The organism is Bifidobacterium sp. LH_389 (assembly GCF_056357235.1).
This window is the reverse complement of record NZ_JBKEVR010000001.1, coordinates 105366-129913: the sequence shown is the minus strand read 5'-3', so window position 1 is coordinate 129913 and position 24548 is coordinate 105366. Positions and strand designations below refer to the sequence as shown.

At 64.0% G+C, this 24548-nt stretch carries 13 protein-coding genes and 1 pseudogene; 5 read left to right on the top strand and 9 right to left on the bottom strand.

The window, feature by feature from the left end; all coding sequences use genetic code 11:
* Positions 1–39: 39 nt before the first annotated feature.
* Positions 40–1362, bottom strand: coding sequence for an MFS transporter (locus AC1AZA_RS00500; protein WP_476512794.1), 1323 nt, complete (start codon positions 1360–1362; stop codon positions 40–42).
* A 199-nt stretch (positions 1363–1561) separates the two neighbouring features.
* A complete protein-coding gene (locus AC1AZA_RS00495; protein WP_476512793.1) occupies positions 1562–2107 on the bottom strand; it encodes a MarR family winged helix-turn-helix transcriptional regulator in 546 nt (181 codons plus the stop codon).
* A gap of 122 nt (positions 2108–2229) precedes the next feature.
* Here AC1AZA_RS00495 and AC1AZA_RS00490 point away from each other — a divergent pair, with 122 nt between their 5' ends.
* Positions 2230–2817, top strand: coding sequence for a TetR/AcrR family transcriptional regulator (locus AC1AZA_RS00490; protein WP_476512792.1), 588 nt, complete (start codon positions 2230–2232; stop codon positions 2815–2817).
* Between the two features lie 185 nt (positions 2818–3002).
* Here the strand turns inward: AC1AZA_RS00490 and AC1AZA_RS00485 are convergent, their stop codons facing one another.
* Both AC1AZA_RS00485 and AC1AZA_RS00480 read right to left on the bottom strand, forming a co-directional pair.
* Entirely contained in the window at positions 3003–5696 is a 2694-nt protein-coding gene (locus AC1AZA_RS00485) for an ABC transporter permease (RefSeq protein ID WP_476512791.1), read from the bottom strand.
* Positions 5697–5710: 14 nt separating this feature from the next.
* The gene (locus AC1AZA_RS00480) at positions 5711–6412 is read right to left on the bottom strand and encodes an ABC transporter ATP-binding protein (RefSeq protein WP_476512790.1); all 702 of its coding nucleotides are present in this window, start codon (positions 6410–6412) and stop codon (positions 5711–5713) included.
* Positions 6413–6683: 271 nt separating this feature from the next.
* Between AC1AZA_RS00480 and AC1AZA_RS00475 the strand changes: the two genes are divergently transcribed.
* The 3 genes and pseudogenes from AC1AZA_RS00475 to AC1AZA_RS00465 all read left to right on the top strand — a co-directional run bounded on the left by AC1AZA_RS00475 (position 6684) and on the right by AC1AZA_RS00465 (position 8583).
* Complete coding sequence (locus AC1AZA_RS00475; protein WP_476512789.1) at positions 6684–7235, top strand: MarR family winged helix-turn-helix transcriptional regulator; 552 nt, start codon at positions 6684–6686, stop codon at positions 7233–7235.
* A gap of 104 nt (positions 7236–7339) precedes the next feature.
* A pseudogene (locus AC1AZA_RS00470) lies at positions 7340–7827 on the top strand (DUF6198 family protein).
* A gap of 234 nt (positions 7828–8061) precedes the next feature.
* The gene (locus tag AC1AZA_RS00465; protein ID WP_476512788.1) at positions 8062–8583 is read left to right on the top strand and encodes an NAD(P)H-dependent oxidoreductase; all 522 of its coding nucleotides are present in this window, start codon (positions 8062–8064) and stop codon (positions 8581–8583) included.
* On the opposite strand, the gene AC1AZA_RS00460 is transcribed toward AC1AZA_RS00465, so the two are convergent.
* Positions 8562–9491, bottom strand: coding sequence for a LysR family transcriptional regulator (locus AC1AZA_RS00460; RefSeq protein WP_476512787.1), 930 nt, complete (start codon positions 9489–9491; stop codon positions 8562–8564). The two genes, AC1AZA_RS00465 and AC1AZA_RS00460, sit on opposite strands and share 22 nt — an antisense overlap.
* Positions 9492–9614: 123 nt before the next feature.
* Here AC1AZA_RS00460 and AC1AZA_RS00455 point away from each other — a divergent pair, with 123 nt between their 5' ends.
* A complete protein-coding gene (locus AC1AZA_RS00455) occupies positions 9615–10967 on the top strand; it encodes an MFS transporter (protein ID WP_476512786.1) in 1353 nt (450 codons plus the stop codon).
* Here the strand turns inward: AC1AZA_RS00455 and AC1AZA_RS00450 are convergent.
* The 4 genes from AC1AZA_RS00450 to AC1AZA_RS00435 form a co-directional block, all read right to left on the bottom strand.
* Positions 10951–11736 carry a methyltransferase domain-containing protein gene (locus tag AC1AZA_RS00450; RefSeq protein WP_476512785.1) on the bottom strand — a complete coding sequence of 262 codons (786 nt, stop codon included), beginning with the start codon at positions 11734–11736 and terminating at the stop codon, positions 10951–10953. The two genes, AC1AZA_RS00455 and AC1AZA_RS00450, sit on opposite strands and share 17 nt — an antisense overlap.
* A 408-nt stretch (positions 11737–12144) precedes the next feature.
* Positions 12145–12813, bottom strand: a complete 669-nt coding sequence (locus AC1AZA_RS00445; protein WP_476512784.1) for a GNAT family N-acetyltransferase — start codon at positions 12811–12813, stop codon at positions 12145–12147.
* Between the two features lie 207 nt (positions 12814–13020).
* The gene (locus AC1AZA_RS00440; protein ID WP_476512783.1) at positions 13021–17427 is read right to left on the bottom strand and encodes a chitobiase/beta-hexosaminidase C-terminal domain-containing protein; all 4407 of its coding nucleotides are present in this window, start codon (positions 17425–17427) and stop codon (positions 13021–13023) included.
* A gap of 1020 nt (positions 17428–18447) precedes the next feature.
* Positions 18448–24270 (bottom strand): immunoglobulin-like domain-containing protein, encoded by a 5823-nt coding sequence (locus tag AC1AZA_RS00435; protein WP_476512782.1) that lies wholly within the window; start codon positions 24268–24270, stop codon positions 18448–18450.
* Between the last annotated feature and the right edge of the window lie 278 nt (positions 24271–24548).

Below are 24548 nucleotides of genomic sequence, written 5' to 3'. Positions count from 1 at the left end.
CGGGACGATTCCGACGCTACGAACCTCAAGCGCTCGAAGTCAAGCCGCACGACCTTCCCGGACCGCCGCCGAGGTCCGCCGCTCCTGCACGTTCAGCCACAGGCCGACGGGCAGGGTGGCCGCGCCGCACACGATGAAGATGATGGCGATGGGGATCACGTCCGCGAGCGGCGCGAAAAGGGCCATGCCGATCGGCATCGCGAAGGTGGCCATCGTGGTGTCCAGACCGAAGACGCGCCCGACCATGGATTCGTCGGATTCGGATTGCAGGACGGTGCGCAGCGGACCCACGCACACGGCGGAGGCAATGCCGTTGAGCACGTCGATGACGAGGTAGGCCAGCAGCCCCGGCGCCACGCCGAGCCCCACCACGGTGACGGCGTAGAACACGATGCCCCACGCGGCCACGCGCATGGGATTGCGGATCAGCTTGGCGCCGACGGTGGACATGATCGCCCCGCCGAGCAGCATGCCGATGCTCCAGCCGAGCTCGTTGGCGGCGAGCTTGTCCGAGGCTGTGGTGAGGTTCACGAACCACAGGTTGAGGTCCACGCCCTCGTATTCGCGTGCCATGAGCAGCAGCGTGAGGTTCATGGGAGCCACGGAGATCAGGCAGACGGTCGCGTCGGCCAGAATGGTGGATCGCAGGCGCGGGCGGTCCAGCACGTACCGCAGTCCTGCCTTGAGGTCGGCGATCACGTGGCCTGTGCCGGCGGAGGCGGGGGCGGTTCCCGGAGTTCCGGATACGGACGGGGATGCCTCGGGGCGTGCGGTCTTGCGCGGCGCCTTGATCAGCGCCACGAATCCCACGCCGATCACGGCCGTGGTCACGTCCACCAGCAGGATGGACCACAGCGGCACCACGTTGATGAGCACCGCGGCCACGGCGGGCGCGACGATCATGTTGGCCGAATTGATGACGCTGAAGATCGAGTTGACGCGCAGCAGCTTGCCGGACGGCGTCACGTCCGGGATGAACGACTGCACGGCCGGGGATTGCACGCCGGCACCCGCCGAACGGATGAGCAGCACCACGAAGATGAAGGTGAGGTTGGCCCAGCCCGTCGCGAAGCTCACGGACAGCAGAACCGTCACGCCGGCAATGATGAGGTCCGGCAGCATGATGAGCGTCTTGCGGTTGTGCCGGTCCGCCCACGAGCCGCCGAAGATGGAGACGACGCCCTGCGGCAGCACGCCGAACAGCGTGGCCATGAGCAGCGCGGTGCCCGTCTTCTCCTGCAGCACGATCCACCACCAGATGGCGTACTGCACGATGCTCGAGCCCAGCAGGGAGAAGGCCTGACCGGTGAGCAGCAGCGCTACGCGGCCCTGCCACGCGCGGTCGGCGGTTTGCGGTTCCATGTGCGGCGTCGTCCTTTCTGCCGTCTGTCGCGCATCCGCGCCGACGGCATTCCGCCCGCGGCACGGCATGTTGTTTCGCTACGTATTGTCCCAACGTATATTGTCCCAAAATGGGACAATTGTCAATTTCGCGCCGCGATGCATCCTGTCGTCCCGCCCCGGCCACGCCGCCCTGGCCGTCCGATCTCGCGCCTCCGCATCATACCTTCGTGTCGCGCAGTCGCCGCCTGAATTCCCTGCCGAAGATCTCCATGCCGCGGATCATCGCATCGCGCAGGGCCGGATCGAGCCCGCTCATCGCCCGATACTCGGCGGCGCGCTCGGGGGCGATCAGCGCATTGCAGTACCGCCGGCCCTCCTCGGTGAACCACACGGTCTTGACACGCCGGTCCCGCTCGGACTCCTCCAGCCGCACATACCCCTGCTCCGCGAAGGCCCCGATCACGTTGTTGACGGTCTGCCGTGGCAGCATCGTATATTCGCGGATCGCCCGCTGCGATGCGCCGTCGTGATCATGCAGGTAGTCGAGCACCGCAGCCGTGCTGTCCGCCACGCCGAGGCGGCGCGAGTAGTCCGCGAGCGCCACGTCGATGCGGTGCAGCTCGTCGAAGAACCGGTCGAGGCGATCCGCGATGGCCGGCTCCGGCGCAGCCCCGCCCGCGGCCGCATCCGCAACGACTTCACCCATCGCACCCACGTCCATCGAGTCCCCGCCCACCGCAGCCCCTTCCCGTCCGACTGTCATATTCAGAGACAATTATATGCGGCAACGCCACCCGGAACAGATACCCCGCCACCCTCAAAAATTCGATATACTGTCTAATTATTGATGCAATCACCATCATCAACCACAACGGAGGCACATCCATGGGACGACCGAAGGCAGGAGATGCGGGCGCACCGGCGAAAATGCAGGAGGCGTTCTGGCAGCTGCTCACCGCCAAGCCGTACGACCAGATCACCGTGAGCGACATCACGCGCACGAGCGGCCTCAACCGCAGCGCGTTCTACTACCACTACGCCAACATTCCCGAGCTGGCGGACGACGCGATCGCCGCACTGTACGGCAAGGCGGTGGTGGCCACGTTCATCGCGCGCATCATCCACAGCCCCACCGATGCCGCCGCGGAGGAAGGATACACCCAGTTCATCAGCGACCCGGAGTATCTGGCCAGCGCGCAGAGGCTGGTCCTCATCGCAGGCCCCCACAGCACACCGGGCCTCATCCGGCAGCTCAAGGACTTCGTCATCGACGTGTGGCTCGGCATTCTCATGATCGATCCGAAGACGCTCAATGCAGGGCAGCGGCTCACCCTGGAATTCGCGGTCAGCGGCATCCTCGGCATCATGGGTTGGGTATCCTCCTCGACCGGCAATCTCCGGGACATCGTGCCGTGGGCCCGCCAATCGCACCTGCCGGAGACCATCGCGCAGCTCATCAACTCCCTGAAATAGCGGATCCCGGTTCACACGATGACTGCTCGAAAATCGTGTGAGCCGGGATCCATGTGAGGTTTTGCCGTCGTTTCGGCGTAAAACCGCCGGACGGCATGTATCCCCATGTGCGGAAATGTACGGTTTTCCGGTTCACAAGATGCCTTCGAAAACATCGCGTGAACCGGAAAACCGCCGAGAGCGCATCACTCGGGGCTTTTCAGCGCTCCGACCATGTCGATGCGGTCGAGTGACCGGTTCGTGGCGCGGCTCACCAGCCAGGTGAACAGGAACGCCAGCGCGGCGGCGGCCACGTAGCAGTACCAGGCCACATTGGGCACGATGTTCATGCCCGGCAGGTCGAGCATGCTCAGCAACCCGCCGATGAGCAGCCGGCCGGACGGCAGGCCCAGCGCGATGCCGATCGCGGAGAGCAGCAGCATCTCCTTGTTCACATAGCCATGCACCTCACGCCTGCGGAAGCCGAGCACCTTGATGGTGGCGAGTTCGCGTTCGCGCTCGGAGATGTTCGTGCTGGCGAGCGTGTAGAGCACCACCACCGCCAGGATCGCGGCCATGACCACAATGAAGCCGATCATGACGAAGAAGATCATGAAGCTCTTGGCGAAGTCGCGCATCTGCCTGGCGGCGCTCGTCACGGACAGGTACCGGTCCTGGGAGGCGAGGGAATCCGCGAAGGCGATCTGCGCATCCTCGTCGCCGTCCACCCGGATGAGATCGGCGTTGACCGCGAGGTCGGTGTCGTCCGCCACGCCGAACGCCGCACGGTACGCCCGCTCGGTCATGACCGCCACGTTGCCGGTGTAGTACTGCGCCACGCCGGAGACGGTCACGTCCGCGGTGCGCATCATGGCATCGGCCAGATTGACGGTGCCGCCGGAGGCGAGGTCGAACGTCTTGGCGGCGTTCGCGCTCACGATGACGTCCGAATCGTTCAGGGACAGGGCAGTGCCGTCCACGGTGTGCAGGTCGAGGTAGCCGTCCATAGATTCGCCGTCGGGCACGACCATGAGCTGCACGGTGAGCTTGGAGCCGTCGGAGTCGCCACCGACCGCCGGTGACAGCGTGGCGGATTCCAGGTGCAGCGGCAGCGCGCCGGCCACCGAGGCGTCCGCGTCGAGCGCCTTCTGGGCGTCGGAATGGTCCGCGGTCTTGGTGACGGCCATCACGTCGTACTTGGCGACCTCCTCGAACTGGCGGGGCATGAGCGTGAGCGCGGAGCTTCCCATGCCGAACCCGGCGGTCATGAGGGCGGTGCAGCCGAGCACGCCGACGATCACCATGAGCGCGCGGCTCTTGTAGCGGAACAGGTTGCGCGCGGTCACCTTGCCGAGGAAGCTCAGGTAGTTCCACACGAATCCGATGCGTTCGAACACCGTGGTCCTGCCGGCCTTGGGTGCCTTGGGCCGCAGCAGTTCGGCGGGCTGGAGGGCGAGCGACTTCGCGCACACGGCCATCGCACTGCCGCAGATGAGCGCCACGAACAGCAGGGGGCCTCCCACGCCTACGGCCCAGTCGATGACGAGCGGGTAGCCGGGCAGCACGTAGATGAGCTTCAGCATGCGCTGCGTGAACACGAACGGCAGGCCCAGAAGACCGATCAGGTCGCCCACGAGTCCGCCGGCGAGGCACGCCGCTGCCGAGTACAGCAGGTATTTGACCATGGTCTCTCGCCGCGTGTAGCCGAGCGCCTTGTAGGTGCCGATGAGCTGGCGGTCCTCCTCCACCATGCGCGCCACGGCCGTCAGGCTCACCAGGATGGCGATCACGAGGAACAGGATCGGGAACAGCTTGCCGAGGCGGCCGATCATGTCGCTCTGGGTCTTGACGTCCGCGTAGCTGGTAAGCGCGCTGCGGTCGCGGATGATCCACGTGGCGTCCAGCACGGAGTCGTTCACCTTGTCGCGGATCGTCTGTTCGGCGTCGGTGAGCTTCTGCCGGGCGGCGGCCTTCATGGGGTTGGAGTCGGGCATGGCGTCCACGGTCTGGCGCTGGGAGTCGAGCGATTCCAGGGCCTTATCGACGGCGGCGTCGCGCACTGCCTGCGTACGTGCCTGCTCGCGCTCGGAGCGAATGGCCTCCACGTTCGCGATCGCCCCGTCGGTCAGGCTGCGGTAAGCATCGCCGTAGGTGTTCTCCTCCCTGGCGCCGGTCACGGTGAGGACTGCGGAGGTGTAGGGGGCGTCCGCGTCGGTCGCGGCGTCCTGCGCCACGAACATGGGGTAGACGGTCTTCGCTCCGGAGACGAGCGCCAGCGGGCCGCTGGGGTTCACGATGTCGTTCGGGTCGATGATCGTGCCGACGATGGTGTACGAGCCGTCCTGGAAGGTGCCGGAGGAGTCGGAAGACCCGGAATCGTTGTCCGAGCCAGCCACGGCCGAACCGGCGGCAACCGAGTCGGGCGAGAATTCCAGTGCGTCGCCGAGGCGTTTGCCGCTGTCCGTCAGGTACTGCTGCGTGACGGCGATCTCGTGCCCGGATTCGGGCAGCCTGCCGTCCGTGAGGTACGGCAGGTCGAGGCCACGGTCGTTGAGCGCGGTCACAGTGGCGGAGGACTGACGTCCGTCCACCTTGGTGACGGCACTTTCGGTGCGGATGCCGGCCGCGTCGGCCACGCCGTCCGCGCCGCGCAGGGCTTCGATGTCGCCGTCGTCGAAGCCGAGCGTGGAGACGATGCTCACGTCATGCATCGACTGCCCGTCGAAGAATTCGTCGAGCCCGGCCTTGAGGTCGGTGCTCACCGAGCTCAGGCCGCCCATCATCATCACGCCCACCGCGCAGATCACGGCGATGGCGGCGAATCGCTTGCCGTTGCCGGAGATCGCGCGCAGGGCGTCCTTCCACATCGCCTTGCGGGAGGTCTTGGTACGAGTCGTCATGGCTGCCGGGCCTCCTACCATTCGATGTCCGCGATGGGGGTGGGGTTCGCGTTGGCGGTGATTTCGGTGACCTTGCCGGAGCGGAAGCGGATCAGCCGGTCGCCCATGGGCGCGAGCGCGGAGTTGTGGGTTACGAGGGCCACGGTGATGCCGCGCTGGCGGCAGGCGTCCTGCAGGAGCTGGAGGATCTGCTTGCCGGTGTTGTAGTCGAGCGCGCCGGTGGGTTCGTCGCACAGCAGGAGCTTGGGGTTCTTGGCCAGGGCGCGGGCGATAGCCACGCGCTGCTGTTCGCCGCCGGACAATTGGGCCGGGAAGTTGCCCAGACGCTCCCCCAGTCCGACCTTGACGAGGGTTTCGCGTGCGTCGAGCGCGTCCGGGCAGATCTGGCTGGCCAGCTCCACGTTCTCCAGCGCGGTGAGGTTGGGCACGAGGTTGTAGAACTGGAAGACGAAGCCCACGTCGAAGCGGCGGTAGTCGGTGAGTTCCGCCTCGCTGGCGTGGCTCAGGTCCTTGCCGCCGATCGTCACGGTGCCGGAGGTGGCGCGGTCCATGCCGCCCAGAATGTTGAGCGCGGTCGACTTGCCGGCGCCGGACGCACCCAGAATGACCGCAAGCTCCCCCTGCTCCACGTCGAACGTGGCGTGGTTCAGGGCCAGCACCGCCGATTCGCCTTCGCCGTATTGGCGTACGACGTCATGGAATTGCAGGAAAGTCATGATGGTTCCTCTCTGTTGGTTCCACTGCTTGTTGCTTCGTTCCGGCTGCGGATTCTGGCCGCCTCCGGTGACCGAGGCCAGATTTTATTCATCAGTATGTCGAATAAAAACCCTCACCCACGCCCCTTCTGACGAGTTTCCGCACCGTCAGCGCCCCACACTGCGGCCCACAACCCGCAGATTGGAAAGTTTGACCATTGTTAACCGTTTCAGAAGCACCGTTTTGCGGTCAATCTTTCCAGTTTGAGAATCGATCGCCGAAGTGGTTTGCATGCAAACTAAAGTGATAGCATGTGCGCGGGCGACGCGGAAAGCCGGGCCGCCCGGACCATGGGGAGGCATCATACTGGACGACGAGCTGCATTTCCTGCTGCTGCGGGCATTCCACCACTCCAACCGTCGCATCGACGAGGCGATCCGACGCATCGGCCTGCTGCCCGGCCAGCCCAAGATCCTCGAATGCCTCGCCGAGCGGGACGGCCGCACCGCCAAGGAGATCTGCGCGGAGTGCATCCTCGACAAATCCACCATGACCGGCCTGCTGACCCGCATGGAGGATCGCGGTCTCGTCCGTCGCGAGGCCCACGAGACCGACCGTCGCTCCTACCGCGTATTCCTGACCGCCTCGGGACGCGACTACGCCCGCCGGATCGCCGCCATCACCGCCGCCATCGACGCCACCGCCACCGCCACCGCAGGCATGACCGCCAGGGAACGCTCGGCACTGCAAAACGGGCTCCTGACCGTCATCGCCAACCTACGCAGCGCGGAGGAGCAAAGGACCGAAGCGCAACAGGGCGAGACGCACACCGGCACCGCATAAGACGCAGAAGGCCGAGTGACCATGCCAGACACATCACAGCACGCATCGCAGCGAACGCCGCGCTCCGGTTCCCGCAGATCAGCTTCGGCGTCACCACCTTCGCCATGAACGTGGCATTCGTCGTCATGGAGATCCTGCTGACGCGCCGCGATTTCCAGCCCATCCAGCTCCTGCAGCTGGCCGTCACGTTCTGGTTCAGCGCCACGCTGAACGCCGGCATGGCCATACTGGGTCTCTTTTCGCCGCAATCCCGGTGGCCGGCATCGGACTGCTGCTCGGCTGCTTCCTGCTGGCGTTCGGCATCCGCATGGAAGTGACCCCGGGACTCATCATGGTGCCGGGCGAAGGTGCGATGCGTGCGCTCGCGATCGTGACCAAGGCGCGGTTCGGCACGCTCAAGGTATGCTTCGACGTGTCGCTCATCGTCATCGCCGGCGTGATGTCGTTCGCCTTCTTCCACGGGATCAGGGGGCTCGGCGTCGGTACGGTCGTGGCCGCGGTCATCACCGGGCAGATCGTAAACTTCCTCAACCGGCACATCCGCTTCGTCTCCCCCAAGCCGACCGCAGGATCCCGTTCGCCGGAAGCATAAACCGTCCGCATTGGGCAGGCCGTCTGCGAAAGTGTTAGCGATACGGGATATTTCATACTGAAATATCCCAGAAACGCCGACCGGTCGTCCGGCAGGAGTGTCCGATCGTCCGCCAGGCCGATCCATCGTCATTCTGCGAACCGACGGACCGACCCCGCCGACGGACCGCCGACCGGACAGCCAACAAGGCCAGCCGACCGGCGGATCAACCGATCAACACGCAAGGAGACCACAATGAAGACCCTGGTTCTGGTGTTTCACCCGTCCCTGAACGAGCAGTCCCACGTCAACGCCGCGCTGGCCAAGGCCGCGGGCGAGCTGGAGAACGTGACCGTGCGCGACGAGTACGCGCTCTACCCGGACGGCGCCATCGACGTGAAGGCCGAGCAGCGGGCCGTCGAGCAGGCCGACCGCATCGTGTTCCAGTTCCCGATCTACTGGTTCTCCTCCCCCGCCCTGCTCAAGAGCTGGGAGGACGCGGTGCTCGAGCACGGCTGGGCCTACGGCCACGAGGGGCACGCCTTCGAAGGCAAGGAATTCGCCGTCGCCGTCTCCACCGGCTCCCCGGAGTCGAAGTACCAGCCCGACGGAGACAACCGCTTCACCATCGATCAGGTGCTCGTCCCGTTCCAGGGCACCGCCAACCACATCGGCGCCACCTGGCTCAAGCCGTTCGCAACCTTCAGCGCCTTCGGCATCACCGACGAGGCGCTGGCCGAGACCGCCAAGCGCTATCAGGCGTTCCTGTCCAAGTAGTCCGCATCCGTTGCACCCGCAAGCCGCCCGATCCGCTCCACGAACGCGGAGACCTGCGGCTGCGGGTGCAGCGGATACAGCAATCCGTAGGACAGTCCCACCTTCTCTCCCCAGTCGACGGGCACATTGACGAGTTGCGGGTGGACGCCGGCCCACATGGGCTTGGAGATCAGCAGATCGCCGGTCTGCGCGCAATCGTTGAACGTGGACAGATCATAGTGATCGATATCCACCAGATCGATCGACGGCATCCGTGCCAGCAGATCGCGCGCACGATCGTCGCCGCCATGACCCCGGCGCATCAGGCGGATGCGGGAGCCGGCAAGATCGGCCGGCGCAACGACGGAGCGGCGGGCCAGCGCATGGTCGCACGGCACCGCAACGCACAGGGGTTCGTCCCCGAGCGACAGCATCCCGCAGACGCCCCGCCAGTAGTCGGCGTCGAAGGCCGTGGAGATCACGTCCACACGTTCTCCCAGACGCGCGACGATGTCGTCGATCGAGCTGCGATCATCCGGCATGGAAACCAGCTCGAGGCGGATGTCCGTATGACGCCCCTCGTCGCGCTGCCATAGGTCCAGCACGCGTCTGCCCGATCGCAACGTTGAGACGCCCAGCCGCACCGCAATATGATCCCCGTCCCCATGCCCACCCAGCTGCCGCGCGCGCCGGATCGCATCATCACATTGCCGCATGATCGACCGCGCATCCTCCACGAGCGTCCGTCCCGCAGCCGTCAGCTTCACGCCGGCGCGCGATCGGACAAACAGCGTCACGCCGCATTCGGTCTCGAACGTATTGATCTGCTTGGCCAGCGCCGGCGTCGAAAGGTGAAGTCTACGGCCGGCCTTGGCGAAGCTGCCCGTTTCCGCCGCAGCGACCACCGCATCCAGACGCCTGTCGTACATGTACCCCCCACCGCTTGCATAAATCGTTAGTTTATATCCAATAAACCAAAAGCATCCATAAACCGCTGGAATCCATTGTATTACGAGCATACCATGTAACTCGCAATAACTGGAGGGAAACACATGAACATGAAAGCAAGCCCGATGCCCGTCACCGTCGCGGCCTCGATCGCATCATTCCTCTCCGGCATGGACGTGCTGATCGTCAACGTGGCCTTGCCCACCATCGCGGCGGAACTCGGCGGGGACATGGCCATCCAGCAATGGGTGGTGGACGGCTACACGCTGCTGTTCGCGGCGCTGCTGTTGCTCGCCGGCAGCCTCGCGGACCGCTTCGGAGCCAAACGCGTGTTCGCAGCGGGCACCGCGTTGTTCGGCGCGGCTTCGCTGTTTTGCTCGTTCGCCGGATCCATGGCGGCTCTCGTGGCGGGCCGATGTGTGCTGGGCGTAGCGTCCGCACTGATCCTGCCGGCGTCGATGTCGCTGATCAACGAGGCGAATCCGGATCCGCGACGGCGTGCGTGGGCGCTGGCCCTGTGGGGCGCGGGCGGTGCCTCGGCCTCCGCTGTGGGGCCGCTGCTGGGCGGCCTGCTCACGCCAATCCATTGGAGTCTCGTATTCGTCATCAACGTACCGTTCTGTCTGCTCGTTCTCGCGATCGCACCCTGTATCCGCGCCTCCCCGCTCAGACCCGCGAGATTCGACCAGACAGGCCAGACCCTGTCGCTGGCGGGGCTTGCCGCGCTGGTCGCAGGCATCATCGAAGCCGGAGAGAGGGGCTTCGCACATCCGCTCACGATCGCATTGCTGGCCTTGGGCGCGGGCGCCCTGACTGCATTCGTCTGGTCTCAGACCAAGGTTGCCGCCCCCATGATGCCGCTCGGCCTGTTCCGCGTGCGCGGCATGCAGGTGGCATTGCAGATCGGGTTCATCATGATCTTCAACTGGTACGGCATGGTGTTCATCTGCACGATGTTCCTGCAGAACCAACTCGGCATGGGCGCGTTCGCCGCCGGTCTGGTGTTCGTGCCGTCCGCATTCGTCACGATTCTGGGCAATCTCGCGGGAGGCCGCATCATCACCGCCCGCGGATCGAAATTCTCCATCACGCTCGGGCTCGGCATCATGATCGCAGGCTTCGCCTTCGAGTTCCTCATGCCCGTCCCCATTCCGGTATGGGCGATCGCCACGGGGCTGAGCGTCGTGGGTTTCGGCGCGGCCATCACCACCCCGGCCGCCGCGGGCGTGGTACTCGCGAGCGTGGATGGATCGCAGGCCGGCATCGCCAGCGCCATGTTCAACACCTTCCGACAGGTGGGCGGCGCGATCGGCGTAGCGGCATTCGGCGTGATCGCCACGTTCGTCCCTTCGCTCAGCGTGGCGCTGCGATCGGTGTTCCTCGTCTCCGCACTGCTGCTGATCTACGTACTGGCCTTCGAGACTACTAGCTGGCGGGAATTCACTTCACGGCCGTGAAGAAGAACCGCGGGAACGGGAAGATCACGCTGCCGTCGGACTGCATGGGGTAGGCGACGCGCACGCGGGCGAAGATCTCCGCCTCGAACTCCGCGCGGGCGTCCCGGTCGTCGAGCGCCTGCAGGTACGGGCGCAGGCCGGTGCCGCGGTACCAGTCCATGATCGCCTCGTGCGAGGGCAGCGTGTGCATGTAGGTGGTCATCCACATGTGGAATTCCGCGGCCCGCCCGTGCAGCAGCTCCCAGTACTCGTCCGGCTCGAGATTGTAGAATTCGCGCTGCTGCGGCAGAATCGCACCGAACCGCGGCCCGTGCACCACGGCGGCGATGATGCGGTGGATCGGCTCGTCGTAGTTCATGGGCGTCTGCACGGCGAGCGTGCCGCCCGGACGCAGCCGGTGCATGAGCGCGGGGATAAGCGAGGGGTGGTCCGGCACCCATTGGATGCACGCGTTGGAGAACACCACGTCGAAATCCCGGGGCAGTCTGGCCAGCTGCTTCGGGTCGGACACATCGCACAGCGTGAATTCGATGTCCGGGTGGGACTTGCGGGCCTGGGCGATCATCTCGCGCGAATTGTCCACGCCGCGGATCTGCGCGTGCGGGTAGCGTTCGCGCAGCACGGCCGTGCTGTTGCCCGGGCCGCAGCCGATGTCGAGTACGCGAAGCACCGAACCGTCGTCGGCCGGAAGACGCGAGGCGAGGTCACGCGACGGCTGCGTGCGTTCCGCTTCGAACCGCAGGTATTGTTCCGAATCCCATTGCATCATGGTCACCACGCTAACGCGCACGGACCGCCGCATGGCAACGATTACCGAATGACGGACCGGCGTCCGAATGACGAAACGCGCGACCGTCAGAAGGCATGCCAGAAGGCCGGACGTAGTTTGGTTTTTTCGATTCGTGTGGTTGTTTTTCGGGTCCTCCCCCGGTAGCACCGCCGGAATAACGCGGCAATGCCAAGAGATCTATCCCGCCCGACCGGCAAAACCGACCACACGAATCGAAAAAAGAAACGCCAGGAGCGCCGAATCGCCGCCCGGCAGCCGACAAATCGCATTCTTCAGGCCAAAAGAACGTAGATTCCCCGTTACGACCTGCACCGGCCGCCGCCCGAACCACCTTCAGACGCGGTGACGGCAATCCCTTTACGGCAGCTAACTCCTGTACGGCGGGCCTCACGCCCGCCCGTCATACAGGGTGAATGTCGTAGCGCCGCCATCCGGCCATGCCAGCGTGCGCTCCCCGCGGCGAGTCAGTCCCAGATGGTCGTAGAAGCCGAAGTTGCAGTCCGTGTCGGTAAAGAGGAAGTAGCGCTCGGCGCCCGCGTCGCGGAACGTGCGCATCATGCGCTCGAACAGCCGGCGCCCCGCTCCCCCGCCGCGGACCCGCTCCCCCACCAGCAGCAGGGTGACTTCCGCGTCGTACCGCCCATGCTCGTCGGTCGCATCGCGCAGCAGCCGTTCGTCGACCGCATTGATGCGCATCATGGTGCGCACGCCCCGGCGTCCCCCGCGAGACGCCAGCAACGGCAGCAGGTTTCCGATTGCCCGGCGCAGATGCCGCAGGCGCATCGGCATGTTCCCGTGCGACCGACGGCGAGCCGCCATGCCGCCCAAGACCACCCCGGCCAATCCGCCCGGCGTCTCCGCCACCCACGCCTCCGTGGACCGCGACAGACAGAACTCGAAATCGGCCCGGGCCAGTCGCCTCGACGTCTCGGCGTCCATCGCGGGATCGGCATACCACATGCGGCGCAGCATCTCGACGAGCACGGGATAGTCGTCGCGGCTCATGGGCCGCATGATCATCACGTCGACCGGCCGTCTGTTCGGGGATTGGCTCATGCACCCATTGTCGCATGCCGGGCCTGGCGCCGGGGATTCCGACAAACTTTCGCTCCTATTTCCTGCGCGATTGGCGGAACATCAACCCTCGCCCGAGAAATCACCCCGAAAGTTTGTCAGCCGGGATGGGCGGGGCCGGCCCGGCGTTGATTCCGGACCGCCCCTGCCAACGGACCCATGTCATCCGACACAGGTCATATCACCCGACTAGCGCATATGGCGCTTCGTGGATGTAGCCGCGGCAATCCCGCCTCCAAGCAGGAGAACCGCCGTCAGCCCCGCGAGTGCTCCGACGCTGGCGCCAGTGCGGGACAGCTGGGTGGGTCGCTTGGCCTTATCCTTGGATTCGACCTTGACCGTGGACTCGTCGGGCTTCTTCCCGGACGGAGCCCCATCCTTCGACTGGTCGGCACCAGGCTGGGCATTACCATCAGACTTGGTCTGATCGGTCTTGTCGGTCTGAGGCTTATCAGTCTGAGGCTTGTCGGTGTTCGGCTTGTCGTTCTCCGGCTGTTCGGGCTTCGGAGCAGGCGTCTCCGCAGCCTTCACCAGCTGTTCCCCGGCCTTCACCAGCGCGGCGGCTGCGGCATCCACCTCGTCCTGCGACTTCGGAGCTGCCACCACATCCTTGGCCTTGGCAACGGCTTCGGCATACGCGGCCCAGGACTCATCCGTGTAGTCCGTGGCATTCTTCTGCTCGGCCTCGGCGATGAGCGCCTCCAACGTAGCGGTGCTGATCGTCGGAGTCGGAGTGACCGGCTTGACTTCGAGTGCCTTGATTGCATTGCGAATGCTCTGCGCGGCGGCATCGAGTTCGCCCTGGGCGGTCGCGGAGCGGAGCGTTGCGGCTCCCTTGTCCACGGCGGCCTTGAGTGCGGCAACCGTCTTGTCCGTGTATTTGCCGGAGTTGGCGAGCGTGGCAGTGCCTTCCTTGATGGCTGCCTGCAGATCCGCGTAGTTCAGCGTCACCGTAGGCTTCTGCACGGGCTTGAGCGCGAATACCGCGTTGAGCAGGGCAACCGTCTGTGCGTCCACGTCGGACTGGGTGACGGTGGTGCCTTCCTTTGCGGCGGCGTCGAGCAGCTTACGGGCGGCGTCGATCTCGGCGTTCAGCGCCTTGATGCTGTCTGCGGTGTAATCGCCCTTGGCCAGTTCGGTCGCCCCGTTCAGCGCGGCGGTCAGCGCAGCCAGTTCCAGCTTGGTGGGAGCGGGTTCCGGCGTTTCGGTCGGCTTGGGCTCGAGGCCAGCCACTGCGTTGACGATGGCCTGGGCGGCGGCATCGATCTCGGCCTGATCGGTGCTGGTCAGGGCCTTCTCGCCGGCGGCGATGGCGTCGTTGAGCGCCTTGACGCTGGCATCGGTGTACTGACCCTTCTTGACGGCCTTGCCGACGGCGATGGCCTGCCTGAGTCCGTCGAGGGAAACGCTGCCCTTGACCTTCAGCGCATCGAGCGCGGCGGTCAGCTTGGCGTCGGCGGCATCGATCTCGGCCTGCGTGTGCGCGGTGTCCTCGCTTTCGATGCGCAGCGTCTTGAGCAGCTCCTGAGCCGGAGCCAATGCTTCGGCGAGCGCCTTGAGGCTGTCCTCGGTGTACCGGTCGGTAAATGCGGACAGCGCCTCGGCCTGATTGATGTGCTGCTCGAGCGATTCGGCCTTGAGCGTAGACTTGACCAGTCGGATCGCGCGGATCTGCAGCTCGTACAGGCCGCGTGACCAGTCGGCGCTCTTGCCGTGGGCCATGTCCTGGTTACCGGTGTTCTGGTACTTGACGTACCGGTAGGTCAGTCCACGCAGGTCATGCGCCTGGAAGCCGGGAACGTTGTTCTGGCTCATGTTGACCACGCGCTGCCAATCGGTCGGGTTGCCCTTGTCGTCCACGGTATTGGTCGCGAACACGGAGTAGCGGTGAGCGTTGTCGGAACCGGACACGGCCTTGAACGACATGGCGATCGACGTCAGGCCACGCGGCTGACCGAGGTCCATGGTCAGGAAGAAATCGTTGCCGGAACCCTTGTAGGCACCTTCGGTGCCGTCGTAGTTATCCACGTCCCAGTCCACGCCGTCGAACGCGGCGGAAGGCTGCAAGCGCTGGATGATGCCTTCCTGTTCCAGCTTGCCGCCGGGGCAGGTTTCCCAGCCGTTCTTGTTGTAGACGTCGCACTGGCCAAGCTCGCCCACGTCCTGATAGTCGATGACGCGCGGGGTATGGTCGTCGGGGTCGACTTTGCCGAGCTCGTCGCCGCTGGCTGCGATGGTGATCGCCTCGTCGGTGCCGTCGCCGGCCTCGAGCGTACCCTTGACGGGATCGATGTTGACGGTATCGGTGTACTTGACCTGCACGAGGCCCGGTTCGGGCTTGTAGATGTCGGCTTCGATGGTGGCCGGCTGACCCTTGTCGTCGGTACCGTCGATCTTTTCGACTTCACCGGTGGCGGCACCCGGTCCCATCTTGTCGTCGTCGATGGTCATCGGAAGCCACACAGTGGTGGAATTGCTCAGATCGCCCACCGTCCAGCGGCTGCCGTTGAACAGGTAGACCGGCTTGTCTTTGGTACCGAGGTTCCACACGCCGCCCACCTGACTGTTGTAGGTGGTGTTGTCCGCGAAAGGCTGCAACTTGGTCCATACGGAGGCACCGCTACGGTAGCCGAACGCGTCACGCGGCTGGTCGAAACCTGCCGCCGGGTTTGCGGAACGCTGGTACATGGCCTGGTTCTTGTACCATCCGGACTGACCGGAGGTGAACAGGTACAGGAAGTCGCCGCCGGGGCTGCGGACGGCCTGCGGTGCCTCGCGCCGATCGCCGACGTTGATGTCGTATTCGCGGTCGGTCACGACGTCGGTCATCGACTCGTTGAGTTCCCAGACGCGCATGTACACGTGGTCCTGACCGGTGATGAGGTACGCCTTGCCGTCGCCGCCGGATTCCTTGGTGTCGGTGAACAGCGCATAGTCGCGGCTGCCGAATCCGGTGTTCTGACCGTAGCGGGCCGGGATCGGCGTGGAGCCATCCATGGTGTAGTAGACCTCGGCACCGTACGTGGGTTCGTACACGCGCAGCTCCTGGTAGCCGAAATTCTTCGGATAGTTGCCGGAGACACGGTTCATGACGGGTTGGAAGACCGGCACGTCCTTATACTCCTGCGACTCGGTGTCGGAGGCGATGCGGAATGTGGTTTCGACTACGTCGCTGAAGTTGCCGGCCTTGTCCTTGGCCACGGCCCGGAGCGTCATGGTGCCGTCGCCGTTCTTGTCGCTGATGGAAATCGGGCCGGCGGTCCAGCGGTTGTCCACGGTCCAGCGGGTCTCGCTGGTGCGCGGATCGGAACCGTCGGAGGTGGCATAGATGGTCACGCCGTTGGATTGCGGGGTGACGAAGGCCATGTCCTTGGGACGGACGACGACTTCCTTCTTCCCGGCATTGCTTCCCGCATTCTCATCCAGACGCGGGGAGATCAGCGGGGCCTTGAGCGTATCCAGGTCGCCAACGCCCGCGTTCTCGTCGAACGTGTAGTCCTCGCCGACGGCAGCCGAAGCGTCAAGCTCGCCCAGTCCCGCCGTGGTGGTGTCATACGGATTCGGATCATAAGCTTCGGTCTTGCTTCCGCCGTCGTAGCCTTCGGAGGAAACGCCTGCGGCGACCTTGCCGTCCGTGCCCTTAAGCGCGGGATACCTGCCGACGTAGGTGTCCGGATCAGGCTTGCTCACGCCGTTCTTGACCGCCGCTTCGTACATGGACAGGTCGAAGTCGGTCATGCGCACGGCACGGGCACGTAGGCGCAGGGTATCCGTCAGCCCCTGGAACTGATAGGTCCAGGAGTTGCCCGTCATGGACGTACCATAGGTCTTCTTGGTACCGGCCACGGTAGTCATCTCGGGCACGTAGTATTTTTTGGTTTTCTTGTCCTGCTTGACCGAAATGGCATTGTACAAATTGATCTTGTGCGGCATGCTGGCACGCGAGAGCTTGCCGGTGGTGCCCGGTTCCACGCCTTCGGTATTGGTCGCGCTGGAGTCATAGATCAGCTGGCCTTCTCGGTTGCCCATGGCCGAGGCGTTGTCGTTACTGCCCGCTTCGCCGTTGCGTCCTACGTTGGTGCTGGCGCCCGGGCGGTGATGGGTATCGGTGAGCCGATACGGGCCTTCGATCCTATCGGCCTCCAGGGTCAGCACTTCCGAAGCGGCGTATCCCTGCTTCATTTCCCAGTGCATCCACACGACGAACTTGCCGTCGGCGGTCTGCTCGAAGTCGAGTCGTTCGGACTTGGCATTGGCCAACGGATACACCTTCTCGACCTTCCCCGTTTCGGGGTTGGTCCAGTCATACGAGGTTTCCGGTCCAATGACGGTAGCCACGAACTCGTTCTTGTGGGTCCAGTCCTTGCCGCGGTAGATGTTCAGGTTTGCTATGCCGCCGGCGGACGAATCGATCTGCCCTTTGCCGATCGAGTAGTAGTAATCGCCGACCTTGAGTCCCGGCCCGGACATCTTGGAGCCGTCCTGCGTGGTGCCGGTCTGATTGCTGACCGTGATGGTGGTGCTCTGCACCACGCCCGGATCCGCGGAAGTCGTTCCCGCCGCCGAAGCCATGACCGGTCCGGTACCGAGCGCCATGGACGACGCCAATACCGTTCCGATCGCAGCATAGCCCAAACGTTTCAGCCAAAGAGGAGCCACCCCTCGGTACAAGGGGGATTGCGATACTGTCATTCTTCGTTTTCCTTTCATTGTCGGACATCCACTGCGACGCCCGTTTTCTAGCGACACATCCGCTCGTCCTCACCGACGAAAGGATCTGCCATTCTCCCGCATTTCCCATACTCTCCGTAATGATGCAACAACATATTTGTAACGTTACAGAAAGATCGACAAATGCTTTCGCATCTTATCGGATGATAACCATCACCTTCCAATCCGCAGGGATCCCCACACCGAGACATCCTCACGGACCTGCATTGACTCCGCTCGGACATCTTCGCCGGAACGAGGAAACCCGTACATGCCATGCAACAATTCCGTTATTTCCCTAGTAAAGACAAGGCCTGACGAACATCTTTGATCAGTACCAGTCCTTATCGTTCCGACAGTTCTAACTATACCCACAGTTTCGTCCCATGCAACTCCATGATTTCCCTATGTGCATTTTCGAACATTTTCTATGTGCGAAACCGCTGAGTTGAATACACCCGAGACATTTACCACCATGAAACAAAGACCATTTTTTTGAAACGATATATAGAAGATCGGAAGCAATACCGGTATCGGTCCATCCACCTTCCGGCCCGCCTCGACCGTCATCCGCCTTAATTCCCCGAAATTCGCCGAAAACACCTAAAACGGCTATCCTCTGGTTACTCCCGACACCCTGCAATCCGGCATTATGCTCTAACGGAATCTGTATCGACCGACGACACAGTCAATGACCGAATTTGTTTACCGTAACAGGCACCATCGGCGTGTCGCACAAAATGCCAAAGTGCCGTTGGTCAATCTTCTCTCTGAGTCGGACGAATCAGGGGATGACCGCCGGGGACGCGTCAGCGGGCCATTGGCGAAACCACAAAAAGGGCGGGTCGGATGAGACATCCCATCCGACCCGCCCAAGGTGGAAGGCGAGCCTTACCTCACCGGCCGTCAGCTTTCACGACGACGGGCCAGCACCAGCACTGCACCGCACACCGCGGCAACAAGAGCCAGCACAGCCACACCGGCCACGGCAGCACCCGTCTGCGGCGTGGACGATGCAACCTTGCCATCCGTCACCACAGTGCCGCCATTGCCGGCATCCTCGGACCGGTCATCCGAAGGATTATCGGACGGTTCACCGGAAGGCTCATCCGACGGCTCGTCCGCAGGATGATCGGACGGCTCGCCGCCCGGTTCTTCACCACCGTTGTCACTGGCGCCCGGATTGTCGTCCTTGCCCGGCGTCTCGCCGACCTTCACCAGTCCGGACCGCGCATCCGCGAGCGTCTTCACCGCAGCATCAACCGTGGCCTGATCCGCATCGGCGGGAACCGCCTTCGCAGCGGCCAGCGCCTCGGCGAACGGCTTCCACGACTCGGCCGTGTAATCGGACTCGGACAGTTTGTCCGCTTCCGCGATCGCCGCGTCCAGCTTCGTCCTATCGGCAGCGGACGGCTGATCCGTACCCGGCTCATCCGCCTTGGCCTTGACGGTCACCGTACGCTTCGCGGTCGCGGTGTTGCCGGCCTTGTCGGACACCGTATAGGTCAGATCGTACGCGCCGGCCTTCGACGTATCCACCGAACCGGACACCTTGATCGCAGCCGTCACATCACCGTCCACGTCATCCGTGGCGGTCACTCCAGCCAGCGGGTCGAACTTGGCACCGAAATCGACGGTCACATCGGACACGCCGGAGAACACCGGAGCCGTCTTGTCCGGCGCAGGCGGCGTCACCGGCTTGTCCTTCACCGTCACCGTACGCTTCGCGGTTGCGGTGTTGCCGGCCTTGTCGGACACCGTATAGGTCAGCTCGTACTTGCTGGCCTTGGACGTGTCCACGGAACCCGTCACCTTGATCGCAGCCGTCACGTCACCGTCCACGTCATCCGAAGCGGTCACCCCGGCCAGCGGATCAAACGCGGCACCGAAGTCCACCGTCACGTCGTCGACCCCGGAGAACACCGGAGCCGTCTTGTCCGGCGCAGGCGGCGTCACCGGCTCGGCCTTCACGGTCACCGTACGCTTCGCGGTCGCCACGTTACCCGCAGCATCCGCCACCGTGTACGTCAGCTCGTACTTGCCGGCCTTCGACGTATCCACCGAACCGGACACCTTGATCGCAGCCGTCACATCACCGTCCACGTCATCCGTAGCGGTCACCCCAGCCAGCGGGTCGAACTTGGCACCGAAGTCCACCGTCACGTCGTCGACACCGGCAAACACCGGAGCAGTCTTATCCGGCGCGGGCGGCGTCACCGGCACGTCGGGGGCAGTCAGACCGTCGTCACCGAGCACCTTGATCTCCCACATCTGCACGCGGTACCAGCTCTGCGCCTTGTTGAAGTTGTTCTGCGGGTAGGCCCCGTCGAACACCACCTTGACGTAGCGGTACTTGCCGGAAAGGTCGGCATCGGTGAAGCCGTAGTCGGCTTTGTTATTGGCGGCCGGCTTGGCGGTCCTGTCGAGCAGCTTCTCGAAGGTCGCCCCGTCGTTGGAACCATACACGGTGTATGGATACCACGCTTCGGAGCCCTTCATGATGTACGAGGAGATCTCGATGGCCTTGAGGTCGTAGGACGCTCCGAGGTCCACCTGCCAAGTGGCGGGCCAGCGGCCGTCAGCGGTGTCGGACGTGGCGGTCGCGTAATCGCCGTCCACGGTAGCGGAAGCGTCCTTGCCGTTGAGCGTGGCCTGCTTGCCTTCGGAGAGCACGTTGCCCGCGCGTTCGCCGATCACCGTACCGGTGGCCGCATCGGTGTAGAGCGTACGGTAGTACTCGGTGCTCGCCGTGCCGTTGTCGAACTGGAGCGGAGTGGCGTGCCTGCCGGCGGAACCGTCTGACCTCCACCAGCGGGAGCCGGATACGTAGGCGCCGGCATTCTCACCGTCATAGGCGCGTACGCCGTTCTGCTGCGTGGAGAAGGACGACGCCTCGCCCACCTGCTTGAGCCCGCTCCATCCGGAGGCGAGGTTCTGCGAGGAGTAGTAGCCGCCGGCGCTCGGCAGCCAACCGGCCGTCTGCGAGGAGAACAGGTAGTACCAGCCGTCCTTCTTAACCATGGTGGGGGCTTCGCGCGGCGCATCGGCCGTGAGCTTGGCCACGTATCCGGTCTCGCCGACGGGAACCACTTCGGTCCAGTCGTCATTGAGCTTGCTGATGAGCAGGTGACGGTTGACCGTTTCGCCGTCCTGGTTGCTGGCGGTGATGAGGTAGGCGGTGCCGTCGTCGTCCACGAACACGGACTTGTCGCGGGCAGTGTAGCCGTTGGGGAACACCAGATCGCTCACATGCACCGTGTCCGCTCCTGCGCCCGGTTGGAAATCGGCCTCGAACAGGGCGCCGGTCGCGTAACCGGAGCGCTTCTCGTAGTGGGCCCAGACGACCGCCTTGCCCTTCGCCTTATTCCACACCGTGCTAATGGACTCGAACTTGTAGTCGTTCAGGAAGTCCTTGGCATCGGGGGCCACTTTCACGCCGGTGTCGGTCCAGGTCTTGCCGTCGGTGGACTGCTGTTCCTTGACGACGTACCCGTTCTTCTGGGCGTCCTCGTTGTTGTTGGACGTCAGGTAGCGGTATTGCACGCCGTTCACCACAATGCCCTCACTCTGGGAGCTGGTGGAGCCCTGACCGGTCAGGTTGTCGAATACGCTGGCCGTGGCAGGCAATTCGACGTAGGTCTTCGCGGAGGCGATCTCCGTTTCGGAGGCGACCTTGCCGTCGAGGTATCCCTTGACCTGATAGTAGTAGGTGGCGTCCGCCTTGGGCAGGTTGTCCGCAAAGCTCGTAGCCGTCGCGTCCAGCGTGCCGGTGTTCGCATCCGCATCGCCCTCGGTCTCGGCGGAGGCGTTCACGGCGTTCACGTCCACGGACTTGATCGCCTCGGCGTCGGACATGTCCGCCTTGGTGGCACGGTACACCGTGTAGGAGGTGGCGGTATCCACGCTGTCCCAGCGCAGCTGCACGCGGTTGACCGCGTTCTCGCCGGCCACCTTGTATGCCTCGGCGGTGAGCGGCATGTTCACGGAAGGCTTGAGCTCGCCGGTCTTCACGCCGAACACCTGGAATTCCACGATGCCTGCGGCCCAGCTTGCGGGATTGCCGTTGTGGTCGTTGATCACCTTGTTCACCTTCAGGCGCAGGTATCGGCCCTGACCGGTCACGTCATGCGACTTGAAACCGACCGTCGTGTTGGCGGTCTCGTCGGCGAGCATGGTCCAGGCGCTTCCGTTCACGCTGGATTCGAGCGTGTACTGGGCGTACGTCTCCGAGCCGTTCCAGCTGTTGAAGGAGATGTCCACGCGGGAAAGGTCGTCGATCTGTCCCAGATCCATCTCGTAGGTGAACGGCACCTGCACGCCCTTGCCGTCGGCGGTGAGCGGCTTGAAGTAGTTCGGGTTGCCGCCCGTCGTCTTGGTGTTGAAGTAGTCGCCGTCGTTGGCCTGGGCGAGGTTGAACAGCGGGTCGTCGCTCACGGTCGCGTCGGTGGAGGTCTTCACGCCCTCGCCCTGCGACAGCAGCTCGATGTTTGGCTTCACGGCCTCGCCGGTCGCGGTGTCGAGCGACCAGTTGGACGCGTAGTCCATGGTCATGGTCACGTTCGCCGGGTCGGAGGCGTCCACGGTCAGCGGCAGCCACACGTAGGTGGAATCACGCAGCGCCTTGGAATTCCAGCGGTCGCCCATGTACACCAGATTGGTGCCCTTGGAGCCGTTGATCTGCATTACGTTGGTGGGCTGGCTGTAGAACGACGTGTTGTTGCCGATCAGTCCGAACGGCTTGCCGGACTCGTCGACCTTCCACCCGTCCGGGTCGGTGATGTCCGACGTGTACGAGTAGCGCGTCTGATTCGGATACCAACCGGACTGCGCGGACGAGACCATGAAGTACTTGCCGTTGAGCTTGGTGAGGGCCGGTGCCTCACGCTTGGCACCCACGAACAGCTGGTAGGTCATGAGCGGCTTGCCGTCGGAGCCGAACGCCACGTCGGTGTATTCGTCGTTGAGCTGGTAAATGCGCATGGTTTCGTGATCCTGCGCGGAAACGAGGTATGCCTTGGCATCGTCGTCCACGAAGATCGTGAAGTCGCGCGATCCGGTACCCCACAGGGATTCATCGCTCACACCGTCGATCGCGGTGCCGTCGTCGTAGTACGTGGAACCGCCCTGCGTGCGCCAGTTGCGATGCTCGTCGTCCGCGCCCGGGCGCCAGTGGCCCAGGAACTCGTAGTCGCCGTCCACCGTATCGCTCACGGCCACCATGATCTGCGACGACGAGTAGCTGTCGGAGCCCTCCCAGTGCCCCCACAGCACATATTTCTTGGTCTTCTCGTTGTACACGAGCTTGGGACGCTCCACCTTGTTGTCCTCAAGTCCCGGAGTGTCCGCGTCGCCACGCAGGATCACGTTGCGGAACGTCCAGTTAACCAGATCCTTGGAGGAGTACAGGGACACGCCGTTGAAGTTGGCGGTGTTATGGGTCTTGTCCTCGCCCACCCAGTAGTAGATCGGCGTACCGTCCGCATCGGTCTGCTGCAGGAAACCGCCGCCGTGCGCTTGGATCGGCGCGCCTTCGGTGTCGAGCCATTGCCTGCCCACCTGCACGGAATCGTATCGGTCGGCATCGGCATCCTTCTGTGCCATCGCGTCGATTACGCCGTTGAGCACCTTCGTACGCCAGTCGATCTGGGTCTGGTCGTAATCCTTGCCGTCCCGGACCTTGACCGCCTCGGCAAGCGCGTTGTCCAAGGTCTGCTGGCTGTGCTTGGCGTACGTCCTACCGTCGGCCTTGATGCCTTCCGCCTTGACGATGGCCTCCTTGAGGGCCGACTTGTCGGTGCTTTCATCGCCTTCGTACACGGCGTAGACCAGCGCGAGGCGCGTGTTGAAGCCGTTGCTCTTCGATTCGACCGTACCGACGGTCACGTCCACCACGGTTTCCTTGGCCACGTAGACCGACTGGACGACGAACGGATTCGCATCCGTGGTCTTGACGGTCTTCTTGGGGCCAATCGTCTCGCCGCCGGCCGCGATGGTGGTGTACACGCTGTTGGGATGCTTCCACGGGGCCTGTGCGGCGCCGATGGAATAACGGCCGGACTTGAGCGTCAGGTGGTAGACGATCTGACCGTTCCTGCTGTCGTAGTTGGCGTTGATGAACGTATTGCGCCAGTCATCGGCGTCCTTGCCGTCGATCACGCCGGTCTTGCTGCCGCTCGACGTGCCACCGGACCATCCCCACGTCTTGCCGGTCGCCTTGCCGTCCCACTGCTGGTCGGCTGCGTCCGTGTTGAGCAGCCCGTCGCCGAGCGCGGCCTTGACGGCTTGGTATTCCGTGGTCTTTGCCGGATCGGTGGATCCGGAATCGATGAAGTACCGCGTGTTCGCCGGCACGTTGAGCACGCGTCCGGTGACCGTCTTGCCGTCCGCGGTGCCGGTGACGGTGATGTCGCCGACGGTCGAGGCGGCGTCCTGTGCGGCCTTGACGGATTCGTCGCTCCAGACGACGGGCTTTGCAGCGCCGTCGATCGTGACCGTGGCCGGCAGCTTGCCTCCCACCGCGGTGCCGGCAAAGCCGAGATCCGTGGAATCGGCTGCCGTTTGTGCAGTTTGATCGGCTTGCTCCGCCTGCGCGATCTGTGCGGCTATGGCAGCTTGCGCACCGGCGCCGAGGCCGGTGTCTTCGGCCACGGCGGCCGTGCCGGTCAACGCCAGCGAGGCCAATGTGGCCGCTACCGTGGTGACCGCCACGATACGATGTTTCGTTCCCATGGGGTTCCTTGCTCCTTTGCAGTGCTGTAGATGGCGGTCCATCTCCGGGCCGCCTTGTTCTACAACGTTTCAGACCAGTGAGTGCGATGCAGACTACTGTTGATAATTCCTGCCTTCCCTTACCTGTGCTTCTCCACGCACCGTCCGGTCTGCCTTGTTTCCTTATCTTGACCGCTCATCTTCGACTCCGAATATGCGCAGTTACGGTCATCATAGATCAACAAGAGTCACCAATGCAAATCGCCTCAATGCCTGAAACGACTCAGAGACAGTTGTCG

Excerpts from the sequence above, each read along its gene's own strand:
- AC1AZA_RS00475 (WP_476512789.1), top strand. The coding sequence starts at position 6,684 with ATGCAAACTAAAGTGATAGCATGTGCGCGGGCGACGCGGAAAGCCGGG.
- AC1AZA_RS00490 (WP_476512792.1), top strand. The coding sequence starts at position 2,230 with ATGGGACGACCGAAGGCAGGAGATGCGGGCGCACCGGCGAAAATGCAG.
- AC1AZA_RS00480 (WP_476512790.1), bottom strand. The coding sequence starts at position 6,412 with ATGACTTTCCTGCAATTCCATGACGTCGTACGCCAATACGGCGAAGGC.
- AC1AZA_RS00460 (WP_476512787.1), bottom strand. The coding sequence starts at position 9,491 with ATGTACGACAGGCGTCTGGATGCGGTGGTCGCTGCGGCGGAAACGGGC.
- AC1AZA_RS00450 (WP_476512785.1), bottom strand. The coding sequence starts at position 11,736 with ATGATGCAATGGGATTCGGAACAATACCTGCGGTTCGAAGCGGAACGC.
- AC1AZA_RS00440 (WP_476512783.1), bottom strand. The coding sequence starts at position 17,427 with ATGGCGCTCGGTACCGGACCGGTCATGGCTTCGGCGGCGGGAACGACT.
- AC1AZA_RS00495 (WP_476512793.1), bottom strand. The coding sequence starts at position 2,107 with ATGACAGTCGGACGGGAAGGGGCTGCGGTGGGCGGGGACTCGATGGAC.
- AC1AZA_RS00485 (WP_476512791.1), bottom strand. The coding sequence starts at position 5,696 with ATGACGACTCGTACCAAGACCTCCCGCAAGGCGATGTGGAAGGACGCC.
- AC1AZA_RS00455 (WP_476512786.1), top strand. The coding sequence starts at position 9,615 with ATGAACATGAAAGCAAGCCCGATGCCCGTCACCGTCGCGGCCTCGATC.
- AC1AZA_RS00500 (WP_476512794.1), bottom strand. The coding sequence starts at position 1,362 with ATGGAACCGCAAACCGCCGACCGCGCGTGGCAGGGCCGCGTAGCGCTG.
- AC1AZA_RS00435 (WP_476512782.1), bottom strand. The coding sequence starts at position 24,270 with ATGGGAACGAAACATCGTATCGTGGCGGTCACCACGGTAGCGGCCACA.
- AC1AZA_RS00465 (WP_476512788.1), top strand. The coding sequence starts at position 8,062 with ATGAAGACCCTGGTTCTGGTGTTTCACCCGTCCCTGAACGAGCAGTCC.
- AC1AZA_RS00445 (WP_476512784.1), bottom strand. The coding sequence starts at position 12,813 with ATGAGCCAATCCCCGAACAGACGGCCGGTCGACGTGATGATCATGCGG.